Below are 15,870 nucleotides of genomic sequence, written 5' to 3'. Positions count from 1 at the left end.
CTTTTGCACCTCATTCATTCGGTTTCTCGCCTCCTGGTTGGTTTGTTTGTTTTGGTCTATTATTTTTTTACCAGGAGGCTTTTTTATTGGCAACACCTACCTTACATCATTACAGGAATGCTCTCATTGGTTTTGAACGGGCGGGTTATCGCTGCCGCAGCCCCCGCGGGGTTACCGCACGCTCTACAAGACCCAGTGACCAGCTGGCCAGTAGGGCCAGCAGGGCAGCTGGTAACGCACCAGCCATGATGAGCCTGGCGTCATAGGTGTGGATGCCGGCAAGAATTGGATCGCCCAATCCACCGGCGCCGATTAAAGCCGAAAGGGTAGCCCAGCTGATAATATAGACAGTTGAAACGCGGATGCCGGACATGATAACCGGGAAGGCTAAGGGGAACTGTATCCAGGTTAAAAGCTGCCGCCGGTTCATTCCCATACCTGCGCCGGCTTCCAGGTAGGCAGGGTTTACTTCACGAATGCCGGTATAGGTGTTGCGCAGGATAGGCAGAATCGAGTAAAGGAACAATACAGTCATGGCCGGAACTACACCAATACCAAGAAAAGGCAAAACAAATCCAAAAAACGCCAGGCTGGGAATGGTTTGAATAGTACTGGAAATACCGAGCACCACCGACGCCGCTCGCTGATGGCGGGCGAGTAGAATACCCAACGGCACCGCGATAAGGGTTCCCATCAGCACCGCACCTAGCGAAAGCAGCAAATGTTCCCCGGTAGCAGAGAGGATACTTGAACCTCTGGCAGCCAGAAACTCCGTCCAGCTAAGCACCTGCCTCATCTCCCCATACCACGGATGCAAGGGCATTGACCATGCTGGTCCTGGTGACCAGTCCCTTCAAGCGGCCCTCTCTGTCCATTACCGGCAGATATTCCAACTTCTTCTGGATAATCAGCTCAAAAGCTTCACGGGCCGGGGTTCCCTCGATCACTGCAGGAACATCGCGCGCCATCAAATCCTGCACCTGGTGAGCCCGCTGGTAGTTGCGATTCAATTCCTCGATAGTTACGGCGCCTAACAGCCGGCCAGATTCATCGGTAACCAGCAGCGTATCTACCTTTTTACGACGCATGGTGGCAACTCCTTCGGCCACACCCGTATGGGGCCTCACCGTCACCGGTTCGCCAATCATAACCTGTTCTACGGTGCGCAATTCCAGTCCGGGGGCCAGCCGATCTTTGCCGATGAACGACGCTATGAACTCGTTGGCCGGGTGCCGCAACAGTTCTTCGGGCGCAGCGACTTGAATGATGTGACCGTCTTTCATTACCACAATCCGATCGGCAAGCTTCAGTGCCTCGTCCATATCGTGGGTAACAAAAAGAATGGTCTTGTGCAGCTTGTCCTGCAAGGACTTCAATTCCTCCTGCAGGTTTTCCCGCGTAATGGGGTCAAGGGCACCAAAGGGCTCATCCATAAGGATGAGCGGTGGTTCTGCCGCCAGGGCACGCAACACCCCGATACGCTGTTGCTGCCCCCCGCTTAGCTCTGAAGGGTAACGGTCAGCGTATTCATCAGGGTCCATCCCCACCAGTTCCAGTAATTCGCGGACGCGCCGCCGGCGGCGTTCTGCCGGCCATCCCAGCAGGCGGGGTACCACATCCACGTTCTGAGCAATAGTCATGTTAGGAAACAGGGCGATCTGCTGGATAACGTAGCCGATCTGCCGCCGTAACGCCACAGGATTTTGTTCCCGGATATCCTTGCCGTTTAGGTAGATGGCCCCGGAGGTGGGCTCGATGAGACGGTTAACCATTTTTAAGGTGGTGGTCTTGCCACAACCGCTGGGGCCAATTAACACAATAAATTCCCCTGCTTCGACCTTCAGGTTGAAATCGGCTACGGCTATTCGATTACCGTCATATACTTTTGAGACGTGTTCGAAGGTAAGCATGGCGTCCTCCTTTCAACAGGGTTGTTTCAGGCTAAAGAACGCCTGGTATTAACCGTCAGTAAGCGCTTGTTTACCTTCAGCCAGCTGGCGCAACCGGTCCACCGCCTTCTGGTTTCCCACCACCAGGAGCAAGTCCCCCGCGTTTAATCGAAGCTCTGTCCCCGGAGAGGCGTACCAGCGGCCCCGGCGCCGTACAGCAGTAACGGTAACACCCGTAACTGTCCTCAATTGGGCCTCTTGCACACTTTTTCCCACAAGGGGTGAATCCGGTGAAACCAGGACCTCTTCAGCATTCTGCATGTTTTTGAGCATGCCGGTTTTAAAGTGCACAATTTCTTTAACCAGTTTATCGATTTCCGCATTTAACTTGTTACGCTGTTTGATAAGGGTATCCAGCCGGCGCTCCAAGACCTCAAGGGAGTTGTGTTCGTGAAAATCCTCGATAAAGTCCCGGGCGGCCTGACGGGAAAGGATAATTACCCCACTCCCTGGAACTACTTCAACCACCTGTCGCGCCTGCAGAAGCGCCAGGGCCTTTCTTACTGTTTCTGGCGAAACTCCATACTGCCCGGCTAAAATAGTGCGTCCCGATACTCTTTCACCTTCGCTGTAAGTTCCACGGAGAATCTCGCCGGCAATCATTAGCGCGATTTGTTCATAACGGGCCAGTTCTTCGCTATTTGTATGGTGCATTTTTAGTCTCTCCTTATCGCCAACTCTATATTATAACTTAGATTGTCACCTGTCAACCTGTACCACTCTGCAATTTTTAGTTACGAAAACAGTTCTGAAGCCGCTATCATAATGTGAGGACAAGAATATTATTTCTTCACTTGGTTGGAAAACGCAAAAAAGCCACCTTATTCTTCATGAAAGAGTAAGGTGGTTTTTGACTGTACGGACAGGCTCACTATAACATTCGATCACTGGCCATGGCGGGCGCACATAATAAAAGATAGCCTGCAAACCTCCTGCAGGCTATCTCCTGGTACGCCCTCTTATAACCTAACTCTAATGGGAAGTAGCCTTGCGCGTCTTGGCTTTGGTCGCTGCCTTGGTTACTGCCGCCTGCCGGTGGCGTTCCCGGCTAAGTTTACGAAAATCGATCCATAAGGGGCTGGCGGTAAAGATTGATGAGTAGGCACCGCTGATGGTACCGATGAGCATGGCCAGGGCAAAGGTCCTGGTGGTCTCACCGCCCAGGAGCATCAAAGCCAGCAGGGCGATGACGACCGTCAGGACGGTATTAATAGACCGGGTCAGGGTCTGGTTAATACTGCGATTGACCAGTTCCTCCATAGATTCCTTTTTGCGCAGCCGTAAGTTTTCCCGGATGCGGTCAAAAATAACAATGGTATCATTTATAGAATAACCGATAATGGTAAGGATGGCCGCCACAAAGGTGCTGTCCACTTCCCAGCGGAAAATGGCAAAAAAACCGATGGTCACCAGCACGTCGTGAATCAGGGCCAGGATTGCCGCGAGCCCAGATAAAAATTCAAAGCGGATTGTAATATAGATAATCATCAAGACCCAGGCAATGGCCATGGCTTCGATACCTTTAATGGTCAGTTCCCGGCCGATGGTAGCGCCGACCTTTTCGTTACGCTTTAAATCCAGCTGCCCCAGTTTATCGCGCAAGGCACCAATAACCTGGTCGGTTTGCTCTTCATTGAGTTCTGTTGTCCGGATCAGAAACTCATTATTGCCCGCTGCCTGGATGGAGCTGTTACCCAGGTTGAGACCGCCGAGAACCTCCCGGACCTGGTTGGCATTAACCGGTTGCTGGAACTGGACCTGGATAATATTCCCACCGGTGAAATCAATACCAAAATTTAGGGGGGATGGCCAGTTCAGGACCATGGCTATAAGACCCGGGATGATTATAAGCAGCGAAAGGGCATACCACCACTTGCGCCTGCCGACAAAGTTAAAATTGAAGTTCATTAAATCTCACCCCTCGCCGCTACCGGAATTTGCCCTTCTTTAACCCCATAGAGCCACAGTTTGTGGAAGGCCGGTACGCCAATGACCAGGTGTAAGAGGAAACGCGTCAGGGTTATGGCCGTGAACATGCTGGCGACAATACCTAAAGAGAGGGTGACGGCAAAACCGCGTACCGTGCCGCTGCCCAGGAAGTAAAGGACCAGTGCCGCCAGTACCGTTGTGGCGTTGGCGTCAAAGATGGTGGTAAAGGCCCGCTTAAAGCCGGCATCAATGGCTGCCCGCAAAGTCTTTCCGTTGCGCAATTCTTCTTTGAGGCGCTCGTAGATAATGATATTGGCGTCAACGGCCATACCCACCGACAGCAAGAGGCCGGCTATGCCCGGTAGCGTCAGGGTAGCCTTTAAAGCCCACAGGACCCCCAGGACTATAAGGCTGTAAACAATCAGGGACAAATTGGCCACCAATCCCGGCAGGCGGTAAACAACGAGCATAAACAAGGCGATTAAGGCCAGGCCAACGATGACGGCCGTCTTGCTCCTGGCCAGGGAATCCGCTCCCAGGGTCGGGCCTACTGCCCGGCGCTCAATAATCTGTACCGGTACCGGCAGGGCGCCGCCGCGTAAGAGGGCTGCCAGGTCGGCTGCCTCCTGGAAGGAAGCAAAGCCGCCCCTGATGACTGCCTCGCCGCTGGGAATGGCTTCATCTACGTGGGGGTTGGTGAGTAAATCATCATCCAGATAAATGGCTATATGCCGCTTGGGGTCACCCGAGCTGTAGCTGCTGACCAGCTTCTGGGTTATTTCGGCAAACTTTTTGGTGCCCTCGGCATTAAATTTCAGGGTGATTTCCGGTTCCCGGCTCTGCTGGTCTATCACAGCTTTAGCGTCCTTCAAGTCTTTTCCGGTGACCACAACCTGGCCGTCACTGGTGCGGAACTCCAGTTGGGCCGTCTTGCCGATCATTTTAACGGCCTCTTCCGGGTTATCATACCCGGCCAGCTGGATAATCAGGCGGTCACTGCCTTCCCGCTGGATCACCGGTTCAGCTATCCCCAGCTGGTCGACCCGGTCGCGCATAACCCGTTCCAGGGCGACCATGTCCTCATTGGTCACCGCGTGTTCCGCTGTGCTCTGGGCCTGGACGAGAATATAAACACCGCCGCGCAAGTCCAGGCCCAGTTTCATGGCCCGTATTAAAGGCTGAAAGGCCCCTATGCCTAGCGCCAGGATGGCGATAAAAACAATGGCGAGCTTAAAGAAGCCGCCTGCTCCTTTCCCCCCTGCCAAAACTCTCCTGCCTCCCTTGACAGAATGCAACTGCAGACAACCTATTATAACTCCAGCCGGAGTTGCCCGTCAATTGCTGCAAATACCACCCGCACCAGTTTTTTCTAATTCACAGGAGCCGGGCCTCGTTCACCACCAGTCCAAAATGGCAGTCGAGGAAATCAGCGGCCCGCCGGCACATCATCATCCGCATCAGGAAGATTTCAAAATACTCCATGGGTGTGCTGATGGAGAGGTCAATGGTCAGTTCCAGGGTAATGGTACGCCTGGAAGCATCTACCCGTAAAAAAGAGTGCTGGACGGCGTAATTGACCCGGTCGTGGATATCAAAGGTGCTGATATCACTATTGCGCACCCGGGAGCGGTGGACATCGGATTTATCCGCCAGGATGAGGGCCGCACCTACGGTATTGACGGCCTGGCCATATTCTTCTTCATGGTTACCGATGGCGCCCATAATGGTAGCTACCTCAACGGTAGGCATACCCAAGCGGGTCAAAATGCGGTAAGCCAGCAAGGCCCCTGTCTGGCCGTGATCTTGCCGGCTAATAACGTTACCGATATCATGCAGGTACCCGGCTATGGCCGCCAGTTCGGCTACCCTCCGGTCATAACCCAGGTGTTCCAGTACGTTATAGCTGATCTTGGCCACCAGGCTCAAATGGCGGTGGCTGTGTTCGGTAAAACCCATGGCTCCCAGGTGTTCATTACCTTTAACAATAAGCTCTTCTACCTCGGGATCCTTTTTAACATCTTCCAGGGTCACTGGCGCCAAGCCTGATTATTCCTCCTGTCCCGGCACATAGGCTACCCCGCCCTTGTCCACCTCGACCTCAACCCTATCGGCAATGCGGACCATCAAGGTTCTATCTTTGATTTTTGTTATCCGGCCATGCAACCCGCCAGCCAGGACCACCCGGTCGTCCACCTTCAAGCTGTTCAGCATTTCCTGGCGCCTTTTTTGTTGCTTTTGCTGTGGCCGGATCATCAGGAAATAGAGGATCCCAAAGAAGATCAGCATGTAAAAAATGGTTCCCGCCCATTGCTGCATGAAACAACCACCATCCTTGCTTTAATTTGGTCTTTAACTCCTTAACATTCGACGCAGGTATGGATAATACCTGCCCCCCTTTAGATTTTTCCCGAATTATATTTGGCATAAAAGTCGGCTTCAAAAGCTTCCAGGTCATTACTGGCGATGGCCTGGCGAATACGGTGCATCAACTTCAGCAGGAAATATAAATTGTGAATGGTTGTCAGCCTGAGACCCAGGATTTCATCTACCTTGAGCAGGTGCCGGATGTAGGCCCGGCTGTAGTGGCGGCAGGTATAGCAGTCGCACTCCGGGTCCAGGGGGCGGAAATCCCGGGCATAGGCAGCGTTACGCACCACTAGCTTGCCGTAAGTGGTCATTACCGTGCCGTTGCGGGCAATGCGGGTGGGCAGGACGCAGTCAAACATATCTACCCCCCTTTTTACTCCTTCGATCAGGCAGTCCGGAGAACCGACCCCCATGAGATACCGGGGCTTGTTTTCGGGTAGATATCCCTGCAGGTCCTCCAGGATGCTGTACATCAATTCCTTGGGTTCGCCGACGCTCAGGCCCCCTATGCCGTAACCGGGAAAATCCAGGGCCGTAATCTCCCGGGCGCTGCGGCGGCGCAATTCGGGAATTACCCCGCCCTGGATAATGCCAAACACCGCCTGGTCCTCCCGGCGGTGGACCTGCAGGCAAATTTCCGCCCAGCGGCTGGTGCGCTCCACGCCCGCTTCTACTTCTTCCCGGCTGGCCGGGTAGGCGACACACTCATCAAAGGCCATGGCAATATCGGAACCCAGGGCTTCCTGGACGGCCATGGATTCCGCCGGTCCCATGAAGTGGGTCGAGCCGTCCAGGTGGGAGCGAAAAGTCACGCCTGCATCGCTGATTTCCCGCAAATCGGCCAGGCTAAAGACCTGGAAACCGCCGCTGTCGGTGAGAATGGGTTTTTCCCAGTGCATGAAGTTGTGCAGGCCCCCGGCTTCCCGGATGATGTCGGCACCAGGGCGGAGGTAAAGGTGATAAGTATTGGCCAGGATAATTTGGGCTCCCACTCCGGCCACTTCTTCCGGCGTCATAGTTTTGACGGTGGCCTGGGTGCCGACGGGCATGAAGATCGGCGTCTCGATGGTGCCATGGGGAGTTTTAAGTCGCCCCAGGCGGGCGCCGGTGGCCCGGTCACGTTTGAGTACGGTAAAGGTTACAGCGGGCAAATGAGTATTTCCTCCTAAACTAATAATCCGAAAATAACTCTTTCGTAGGGCTGGCTTTGTTTTCGCTACAAGATCAGCATCGCATCCCCGAAGCTGAAGAAGCGGTAACCCTCCGCCACAGCAGTCCTGTAGGCGGCCAGGATTTTTTCCCGGCCGGCAAAAGCGCTCACCAGCATGATGAGGGTCGATTTGGGCAGGTGGAAGTTGGTGATGAGGCAGTCAATGGCCTTGAAGCGGTAGCCGGGATAAATAAAGATATCCGTCCAGCCGCTCCCTGGCTGGATAAGGCCATCATCAGTAGCTACCGTCTCCAGGGTGCGGACTACCGTCGTACCCACGGCCACTACCCTTCCTCCCCGGGCGCGGGCAACATTAATGGCCGCCGCTGCCTCCGGGGTCACTTCGTAGTACTCGGCATGCATCTGGTGTTCTTCGATGTTTTCCACCTTAACGGGGCGGAAAGTACCCAAGCCGACATGGAGAAGGAGGTTGACTATTTTCACCCCCTGCTCCCGCAGTTGCTCCAGGAGGCGGGGGGTAAAGTGCAGGCCGGCCGTCGGCGCTGCTGCCGAGCCTTCCACCCGGGCATAAACCGTCTGGTAACGCCCGGGGTCCTCCGGCTTCTCTTTAATATAAGGCGGCAGGGGCATCTCCCCCAGGCGGTCCAGGAGGGCTTCAAGGGGACCTTCCCGGTAAGAAAACTGCAGTACCCGCCCCCCGGTGCCAGTCGTTGCCATGGCCCGGGCCCTCAGTTCTCCCTGGCCAAAGATTATCTCCGTACCCACCGGCACCCGCCGCCCCGGCCGCACCAGGGCTTCCCAGGTATCCCGGTCGCGTTGCGTCAACAAAAGCACTTCGATCCTGGCCCCCGTACCGGCCCGGCGTCCCCAGAGGCGGGCCGGTATCACCCTGGTCTCATTTAAAACCAGGACATCCCCGGGGTGGAGATAAGCCGGCAGGTCGTAAAAATGGCGGTGTTCCAGGTAGTCCCTGTCCCGGTGCAGGACAAGGAGCCGCGAGGCATCCCGCGGCTCCGCCGGTGTCTGGGCTATCAATTCCGGAGGGAGATCATAGTCGAATTCTTCAAGACGCAAATCAATCTCTCACCTACTGCTATGTTTACAGCGGAGCAATCTTTAAGCGGCCGTCAAAGCGGTCCTGGTTATAATAGTGTTCAATAATTTGCTGGTAAGTATACCCTTTTTCCGCCATCCCCATGGCGCCCCACTGGCTTAAGCCTAAGCCATGGCCGTTGCCCTGACCCTGGAAAACTACCTGGCGGAACATCTTCGGTACGCTGCGAGTACCATCCCGGCCGGCTACCATATACTCCCCGGCGGCGCCGTTGGGGGCATTCATCACCCCGCCGGCTCCCAGGGCCACCAGTTCGGCACCGTAATTCACGGCACGCTGCCCGCCGGAGCCGTCGACGATGTGGACTGTAGAATCCATCTGCACGTTAAATAAAGTGCTCTTCAGAACATCCCGGCCGAAAACGGCCCGTATCCCATCCCGGAAGGCAGATGCCGTTCCTGTGGTCGTGCGGATATCCATCCTGGTGACCCGGCCGGACACCGTTTCCCCCTGTTCGTCCCTGCGCAGGCGGGAAAGAACCAGGTCAACAACATCCCCACTTGCCCCCTGGCCCTGCTCGGCCAGCCAGGCATTAACTTTTTCCTGGACCTGCTGCCGGGTCAGGGTTATGGTCCAGGAATAATTGTTGGCCGGCCAGCCGTTGGCCGCCTGGTGGGGATACCTTAAAGCCCACTCATCCTCCGGTGAAGGTACCCCGCGCAGGTAGGGCAGGGGATTGCTCCAGACATTCTCGCTGTCCTCGGTATAGCCGCCGGCATTAGCATGAAAGTAGGCCTCGATAACCTTGCCGTCATAGTAAATTACTAGCCCGCGGGTGGCATCAACGGCTTGAATGACTTTATCGCGATAAGGACCATAGTTGACCTCGGCTTCATAACCGCCATAGACCTGCGTCATGGTATCATCGGTGACATCATATAGGGCGGCTGGTTTCAACCTGGTGACGGCGTAGGAGCGGGCAATCACAGCCTGGGCCTTGAGGGCCTCCAGGCCGGCACTGGCCGGCATTTCCCTGCCCACCACGCCGTAGAGGTATTGCTCCAGGTCCAGGGTATTGATGGCCATCAGGCCATTGTCCCCCTTGAGAATATTTAAGCTGCCCCGGTAACGCTGCCCCTGGTAGCGGAAGAGATTTAAAGTCCCAGCGTCCCTGGCCTTAAGCTGGATAGGACCGCCGAAGGTACCCGGCAGCGGCGTACTCTCCCGGCTTAATTGCCAATCAGCGCCGTTTTTTTTCACCGTCCACTTTTCTCCCGCCTTTACCGGGCTGATTTCCTTACCGCTATGGCCATCAATTAACTGGTAACTCCCCTGTTCAACCTGGAAGTCCACCTGCTCCAGTTCGCCATCGAGCAAGACCCGGATTACTGGTATGTCCCCTTTAGAGACGGCACCTGCCGGTATCGTTGCCAAAACCAGGAGCAAAGCAGCCAGGAGAGCAACCGCTAGTCCTTGCGGGAAGATTTTATTTCCCAATTTTTCTTCTCCCCTTTACCGCTATCTACCCGATCTACCTGGTTATGGCCGGGCCGTAAAGATTCCCCTGGAATTCCAGGGGTACCGCTCCTCCCCTTCTCAGTGAACACCTCAACTCTGGTCCCTTTATTACCCGGGGCAACCTCAAGTTCGTTACGGTTAGATGACTGCCCCGGCCGGTCTTGATTACCGGCAATATTTTCCGCCTTCTCACGCGGGCCCCGGTCGTTGCCACGCTGGTTGTCATAACTATTACCACCTGCAACCTGTTGCCCCAGGGCTCTCTTGAGGGTTGGGCCCAGCTGCTGCTCCTTCTGCAAAAGGTCTTTATCCTGCTGCAGCTTTTGCAATAACTGCTCCCAGTTAGTGTCAAACCTCGCCAGGACCCTGGCCAGGCTATCTTTTTGCAGGTCAGCCGCCGTAACCGGGAGTCCAGCATCGAGGGCTTCCAGGAGGATGCTGTATTTCCCCGCCGACAGGCCGGTGGCTTCAGCGTGCTGGCGGATTTCCGGCTGGACGGTAGCCGCCTCCACTACCGCCTGGACCCGGGCCTGTTGCAGGACATTCCGGGCCTCGCGGGTTAACTTCTGGCCCAGTTCATCGCCGGCTGCCAGTTTTTCCTGGCCGGCACCGGCAGCAGGGATCACTGTTACCACCATGGCTCCCTGGCGGTCGGGCAGATAGTAACCCTGGCGCACGGCTTCCCTGGTCAGGACCTGGATAGCGATAGCTGCTTTTTCATCTTTAAGGGCAACGCCAGCCAGCAACTTTTCCCCATCGCTATTTAATCCCCGGGCACTGAGCACCCTTTCCCGGTCATCCACCGCCAGTTCAATGCTAGGATTGATGTCGATATTAATATAAAAGGCCAGTTGACCGGGGGTTGGCGGCGCCATGGCCCGGCGTGCCAGGGGGAGGGCCAGAAAAAGCAATAAGATTACTGCCGCTGCTGCCATCATAGCCTGCCAGGGGGGCCTCTTTTTAACCAGGGGCAACATTACCTCTTCCCCTACTTCTGGCAGCAGGCCGGTCAGGTGGAGGGTGCGCCACTCCCCCTCAGGGGTCAAAACAATAACCTCATTTCCCTGCCTGGCCACCACCAGCCCCCGCTCAGCGTCAAGCATCCTGACCACCCCTTTTGCTTTGACCTATGTAGTCTGCCAGGTATTCATAATCGCCCATCAGCATGAGTGCTGCGGCGATAATATATTTGCGGTGGCGCTCCAGGGTTTTGCGGCTGGTTTCCATGGATTTTACCAGGGCTTTCAGGGGCAAAGCTTTGCGTTCCCGGAGGTACTGGCTGAAGAGGGGGTTGGCTGCCACTACCCGGGCGGCTGCCAGGGCTCGGTCACGGGCGTCCCGGTGCTGGGGGCTGGCCTTGACCAGGTCCTTGAAGGTTATGCCAAACTCAGCCAGTTCTTCCCGGTAGCGCTCTATTTCCCGGCGCCGGTCGGCTAGTTCGTTGACCAGGTTTATCTCTTCTCCGCCCAGGGGATCGACGGTGGCTGCCGTTTCGTTCTCCAGGGCCTGTAAGGATAGTACCCGCCGGTGCCGCCCTTCCCGGCGAAAATAGTCAACTAAACGGCGGCGGATAATGGTCTCGGCCAGGGTTAAAAAGTTGGAGCCACCGCCCGGGCGGAAACTATCGATGGCTTCGTTAAAGGCCATCAGGCCGACGCTAGCCTCGTCATCTTCCCCCAGGCGGATAAAATGACCTGTTGCCCTGGAAACGACGGCCAGGATAAAGGGTGTAAAGCGGCGGATTAATTCCTCCCTGGCCCCGGCATCCCCGTTCCTCGCCTGAAGCAGTAACTGGTTGGGGTCTGCTTCCGGTGGCACTTTTAGCCTCACCTCTCATAGTATTCGTAAGGCCTTGACGTTTTCCGACTACTGGAGGCTAACGGCGGAAGATTAAGTTTAAGACGATGGTGAGGATGAGGCTTAAGAGGAGGGAACTCAGTAAGGGGAAATAGAAGGTGAAGTTGCCCTTCTGGATGTAAATGTCCCCCGGCAGGCGCCCGAAGGAAAAGAGTTTACCCATCCCAAGGAGGATTAAACCCATCAGGGCAATTAGCAGCCCCATCCCCAGCAGCATTTTGCCGAAAAAACTCCAGTCGCCCATTGGTGTCCTCCTTCGAAAATAACTCTATCGTAGGCTGGCATTGTCTCGCTCGCTTCCGACAAATGCCAGCCAGGCATTTTCATTCATATTTCAAAACAGGCTATCCATTCTCGTTATCCCCAGGTGCTCGTAAGCCCTGGGTGTGGCCATGCGGCCCCGGGGGCTGCGCTGGATAAAGCCGTGCTGGAGCAAAAATGGCTCATAGACATCCTCTATGGTATCCGGCTCTTCGCTGATGGCCGCCGCCAGGGTTTCCAGCCCCACCGGGCCACCGTTAAATTTCTTGATGAGGGTTAACAACAGGCGGCGGTCGGAGCTGTCCAGGCCTAAGGAGTCGACTTGCAGGAGTTCTAAGGCTTCCCTGGCTACCTCCCTGGTAATTATCCCCCCGGCACGGACTTCGGCGTAATCCCGCACCCTTTTCAGCAGGCGGTTGGCCACCCGGGGCGTTCCCCGGGCGCGGCAGGCAATCTCCCTGGCCCCTTCAGGCTCAATACCTACCTGCAGGATGGCTGCCGCCCGGAGAATAATTTGCTCCAGCTCCTCTATCCGGTAAAACTCCAGCCGGGAATTAATGCCAAAGCGATCCCTTAAAGGCGAAGACAACAACCCGGCCCTGGTAGTAGCCCCCACCAGGGTAAAAGGGGGTAAATCCAGGCGGATGGAGCGGGCGCCGGGGCCTTTACCCAGAATAATATCCAGGGCAAAATCTTCCATGGCCGGGTACAGGATCTCCTCCACCTGGCGGGGCAGGCGGTGGACTTCATCAATAAAGAGGACGTCCCGGGGCTGTAAATTGGTAAGAATGGCGGCCAGGTCCCCGGCTCGTTCCAGGGCCGGCCCCGAGGTAACCCTTAAACTTACCCCCAGCTCGTTGGCAATGATCCCGGCCAGGGTGGTCTTCCCCAGGCCGGGCGGGCCGTAAAGCAGGACGTGATCCAGGGCTTCCCCCCGCTCCCGGGCCGCCTGGATAAAGATGCTCAATGTTTCCTTGACATGCTCCTGGCCGATATATTCGGCCAGGCGGCGCGGGCGCAAGCTCACTTCCAGTTCTTCGTCTTCCCGGTGCAGGTTCCCGGCCAGCAAACGCTCTGCCGTCAATCAGCCCCACCTCCCCGGCCTATAGTTTTCAACACTCCCTGGAGGACGGCCGTCGTATCAGCCTCCGGCCCCAGTTCCGCCTTAACCCTGGCTAGGACCGGGCTTATCTCATCCCGGCTGTAGCCCAGGGCCAGGAGGGCGGCCAGGGCTTCATCATTATCGCCGGCCCCGCCATCCCCTGCTACCCTGGCCGTTGCCCCGGCCTCACCGGCCAGCCCGGATTTTAGAATGGCGTCCTTTAATTCCAGGAGCAGGCGCCTGGCCTTCTTGGCCCCGATGCCGGGCAGGGCAGTCAGAAAGGCAGTATCTTCGGCAACAATAGCCCGCGCCAGCTGTTCCGGAGCCGCTGCCGCCAGGACCTGGAGGGCACCGCGGGGTCCAATGCCGGCCACCCCCAGTAAAAGGGTAAAAAACCTTAGCCCCTCGGGCCGGGTAAAGCCGTACAGCTCCAGGGCGTCTTCCCTGACTACCAGGTGAGTATAGACGGCAACCTCTGTCCCTGGAGGCGGCCAGGATTGCGCGGGCGGTGTACGGACGAACCAGCCGATGCCCCCGGTTTCCACCAAAATACCTTCCGGCATTACCTGGCGTAACTGGCCTCGCAGGTAACCAATCACTGCTGCAACACCCCGACTTCCCGCTGGCGCCAGGGAGCCAAACTGGCGTGGCAAATGGCCACGGCCAGGGCATCGGCCACATCATCGGGGTCCGGCCGGCTTTTAAGCCCCAGCAGGGCCTGAACCATCCGCTGGACCTGTTCCTTGGGAGCCCGGCCGAAACCGGCCACCGCCTGTTTAACTTCCAGGGGCGTGTACTCGGCAACGGGAAGGCCCGCATGAGCCGCCGCGAGCAACGCCACCCCCCGGGCCTGGCCTACCGCCAGGGCCGTGCGGCTGTTTTTATTAAAAAAGAGTTCTTCAATGGCCATAATATCCGGCCGGTAGTTTTTTATTATCTCCTGCAGTTGGTCGTAAATCAGGGCCAAGCGCAGGCTTGCTTTTTCCCCTGCCGGCGTCCGGATGCAGCCATAGGCAAAAGCCTGCAGGTGCCCCGCAGTCGCCGCCTGTACCAGGCCATAGCCAACAATAGCTGTACCAGGGTCGATTCCCAGGATCAACATCCTTTAACTCCTCCCTGGCAATTATTCGACGTTAAAGATAGTACTTCCTTTTTTTGAACCAAAATAAAAATCAGCGCTCTTCCAGCGCTGACCTCTAGGGGCGGAATTCATCCAGGCTGTCCAGGGCTTCCAGGACTTCTTGTTCGGAGTTAAATTCTGCCTGGCCATTTTCTATTTTTTCCCGCCAGCTGGGCGGCAGGGAAGTAAATTTCAGGTTCGTCACCCGCATTAGTGGCCCCAGGCTGCCGGCCGGGCCCTGGTAAATGGCCACCAGGCCATCCTTGACGGCCAGGTGGCGTTTGGGAGCATCGGCAGGGCAAAGACCATCTACCTCCTGGGTGATGACCAGGCGTTCCCCCTCCCGGGTTATGCGCCATCCCTCGGGAGGCGGGAAAAGGATGCTCAATTCTTCATTACCGGCCCAGTTCCACTTGATCCCTGCCGGTAAAGGAATGGGTTCCCTGTGACCGCAGTCGCGGTAATATCTCTCCAGGCGCGGCTCCTCCAGCACCCGCGGCTCCAGAAGGCCCGGCACCCTTAAGATAACCGGTCTTTGCCCGGTACTGACCCTGGCCTCCTGGAAAGCTACCAGCCCTCCGAGGAGAAAAATCACGAGGCCAATAAAAATAAAGCGCCGGCTAACGTCGCCCACGGTGGCGCCTCCTCATAACAGGAATTACCACACCTTCTAGCTTTGCCGGCGCGACGGAGTTTTATACCAGGTTATAACTCCACTTGCTCCATAATGGCAGCAGGAATGTCGGCGTTGGTATAGACTGCCTGGACGTCATCGTGATCCTCCAGGCGGTCCACCAGGCGCATGACTTTCGCGGCCATTTCCGGGTCATCAATGGTTACTGTCGTCTGGGGTACCATTTCTATTGCGGCGCTGGTAATGGCCGCCCCGGCTTCCTGCAGGGCTTTCTTTACCCTCTCCAGGTCCTCGGGAGCCGTCTTTATTTCCAGGGCTTCGGCATCACTATCATCAACATCTTCAGCCCCGGCCTCTATGGCCTGGAGGATTAATTCTTCCCGCTTTTCTCCCGCCGGGACTTCTACGCTAATGACGCCCTTGGGGTTAAACATCCAGGCTACACAGCCGCTTTCCCCCAAACTTCCGCCGTTGCGCGAAAAGATATACCGGATTTCTGAAGCCGTGCGGTTGCGGTTGTCAGTGGCAATATTAAGCAGCATGGCTACTCCGCCGGGGCCATAGCCTTCATAAACCATTTCTTCATAGGCTGCGCCTTCAATCTCGCCGGTACCGCGCATAATGGCCCGCTGGATATTCTCATTGGGCATATTAACTTCCTTGGCCCGGGCGATGGCTGCCTTCAAACGCGGGTTACCTTCAGGGTCACCGCCTCCCTGCCGGGCGGCAATGATAATCTCCCGCCCTATTTTAGTAAAGAGGCGGCCCCGCTTTTCATCGGCTTTGGCCTTACGATGTTTTATATTGGCCCACTTGGAATGTCCGGACATTTTTTGACCCCCCTCTCACCTCTAACTGCCGTTAAAATTCTAGCATACAAAACGGTAATTAAGCAATAAGCCTTATTA

18 protein-coding genes are annotated in these 15,870 nt (G+C 56.2%); all 18 read right to left on the bottom strand.

What is annotated here, in order from left to right:
* Nucleotides 1-145: 145 nt before the first annotated feature.
* The 18 genes from MOST_RS11965 to MOST_RS11880 all read right to left on the bottom strand — a co-directional run bounded on the left by MOST_RS11965 (nt 146) and on the right by MOST_RS11880 (nt 15,792).
* Nucleotides 146-796, bottom strand: coding sequence for an ABC transporter permease (locus MOST_RS11965; RefSeq protein WP_054935468.1), 651 nt, complete (start codon nt 794-796; stop codon nt 146-148).
* Nucleotides 780-1,910: a betaine/proline/choline family ABC transporter ATP-binding protein gene (locus MOST_RS11960; RefSeq protein ID WP_054935467.1), complete on the bottom strand. Its 1,131-nt coding sequence runs from the start codon at nt 1,908-1,910 to the stop codon at nt 780-782. Before MOST_RS11960 ends, MOST_RS11965 begins: the two co-directional genes overlap by 17 nt.
* A 48-nt stretch (nt 1,911-1,958) precedes the next feature.
* Nucleotides 1,959-2,603, bottom strand: coding sequence for a GntR family transcriptional regulator (locus MOST_RS11955; protein ID WP_054935466.1), 645 nt, complete (start codon nt 2,601-2,603; stop codon nt 1,959-1,961).
* 318 nt (nt 2,604-2,921) lie between these two features.
* The gene (gene secF, locus MOST_RS11950; protein ID WP_054935465.1) at nt 2,922-3,857 is read right to left on the bottom strand and encodes a protein translocase subunit SecF; all 936 of its coding nucleotides are present in this window, start codon (nt 3,855-3,857) and stop codon (nt 2,922-2,924) included.
* Nucleotides 3,857-5,143 carry a protein translocase subunit SecD gene (gene secD, locus MOST_RS11945; RefSeq protein ID WP_208974766.1) on the bottom strand — a complete coding sequence of 429 codons (1,287 nt, stop codon included), beginning with the start codon at nt 5,141-5,143 and terminating at the stop codon, nt 3,857-3,859. The genes secF and secD overlap by 1 nt, the downstream gene beginning before the upstream one ends.
* A gap of 109 nt (nt 5,144-5,252) precedes the next feature.
* Nucleotides 5,253-5,918 carry an HD domain-containing protein gene (locus MOST_RS11940; protein WP_083476420.1) on the bottom strand — a complete coding sequence of 222 codons (666 nt, stop codon included), beginning with the start codon at nt 5,916-5,918 and terminating at the stop codon, nt 5,253-5,255.
* A gap of 6 nt (nt 5,919-5,924) precedes the next feature.
* Entirely contained in the window at nt 5,925-6,194 is a 270-nt protein-coding gene (gene yajC / locus MOST_RS11935; protein WP_054935464.1) for a preprotein translocase subunit YajC, read from the bottom strand.
* An 80-nt stretch (nt 6,195-6,274) separates the two neighbouring features.
* The gene (gene tgt, locus MOST_RS11930; protein WP_054935463.1) at nt 6,275-7,396 is read right to left on the bottom strand and encodes a tRNA guanosine(34) transglycosylase Tgt; all 1,122 of its coding nucleotides are present in this window, start codon (nt 7,394-7,396) and stop codon (nt 6,275-6,277) included.
* A 65-nt stretch (nt 7,397-7,461) separates the two neighbouring features.
* A complete protein-coding gene (gene queA / locus MOST_RS11925) occupies nt 7,462-8,490 on the bottom strand; it encodes a tRNA preQ1(34) S-adenosylmethionine ribosyltransferase-isomerase QueA (RefSeq protein WP_054935462.1) in 1,029 nt (342 codons plus the stop codon).
* A 25-nt stretch (nt 8,491-8,515) separates the two neighbouring features.
* Nucleotides 8,516-9,967 carry a SpoIID/LytB domain-containing protein gene (locus MOST_RS11920; protein WP_054935461.1) on the bottom strand — a complete coding sequence of 484 codons (1,452 nt, stop codon included), beginning with the start codon at nt 9,965-9,967 and terminating at the stop codon, nt 8,516-8,518.
* Complete coding sequence (locus MOST_RS11915; RefSeq protein ID WP_054935460.1) at nt 9,937-11,091, bottom strand: anti-sigma factor domain-containing protein; 1,155 nt, start codon at nt 11,089-11,091, stop codon at nt 9,937-9,939. Before MOST_RS11915 ends, MOST_RS11920 begins: the two co-directional genes overlap by 31 nt.
* The gene (gene sigI, locus MOST_RS11910) at nt 11,084-11,806 is read right to left on the bottom strand and encodes an RNA polymerase sigma factor SigI (RefSeq protein ID WP_106007168.1); all 723 of its coding nucleotides are present in this window, start codon (nt 11,804-11,806) and stop codon (nt 11,084-11,086) included. The genes MOST_RS11915 and sigI overlap by 8 nt, the downstream gene beginning before the upstream one ends.
* A 58-nt stretch (nt 11,807-11,864) precedes the next feature.
* The gene (locus MOST_RS11905; RefSeq protein WP_054935458.1) at nt 11,865-12,089 is read right to left on the bottom strand and encodes a DUF2905 domain-containing protein; all 225 of its coding nucleotides are present in this window, start codon (nt 12,087-12,089) and stop codon (nt 11,865-11,867) included.
* Between the two features lie 90 nt (nt 12,090-12,179).
* Nucleotides 12,180-13,190: a Holliday junction branch migration DNA helicase RuvB gene (ruvB, locus tag MOST_RS11900; RefSeq protein WP_054935457.1), complete on the bottom strand. Its 1,011-nt coding sequence runs from the start codon at nt 13,188-13,190 to the stop codon at nt 12,180-12,182.
* A complete protein-coding gene (gene ruvA / locus MOST_RS11895) occupies nt 13,187-13,807 on the bottom strand; it encodes a Holliday junction branch migration protein RuvA (protein ID WP_054935456.1) in 621 nt (206 codons plus the stop codon). The genes ruvB and ruvA overlap by 4 nt, the downstream gene beginning before the upstream one ends.
* Nucleotides 13,804-14,310, bottom strand: a complete 507-nt coding sequence (gene ruvC / locus MOST_RS11890) for a crossover junction endodeoxyribonuclease RuvC (RefSeq protein ID WP_054935455.1) — start codon at nt 14,308-14,310, stop codon at nt 13,804-13,806. The genes ruvA and ruvC overlap by 4 nt, the downstream gene beginning before the upstream one ends.
* 94 nt (nt 14,311-14,404) lie before the next feature.
* Complete coding sequence (locus MOST_RS11885; RefSeq protein WP_054935454.1) at nt 14,405-14,962, bottom strand: hypothetical protein; 558 nt, start codon at nt 14,960-14,962, stop codon at nt 14,405-14,407.
* Nucleotides 14,963-15,033: 71 nt separating this feature from the next.
* Nucleotides 15,034-15,792, bottom strand: coding sequence for a YebC/PmpR family DNA-binding transcriptional regulator (locus MOST_RS11880; protein ID WP_054935453.1), 759 nt, complete (start codon nt 15,790-15,792; stop codon nt 15,034-15,036).
* Between the last annotated feature and the right edge of the window lie 78 nt (nt 15,793-15,870).

The sequence above is a fragment of the Neomoorella stamsii genome, from assembly GCF_002995805.1.
GTDB classification, from domain to species: domain Bacteria; phylum Bacillota; class DSM-521; order Neomoorellales; family Neomoorellaceae; genus Neomoorella; species Neomoorella stamsii.
This window is presented reverse-complemented; position numbering and strand designations above follow the sequence as displayed.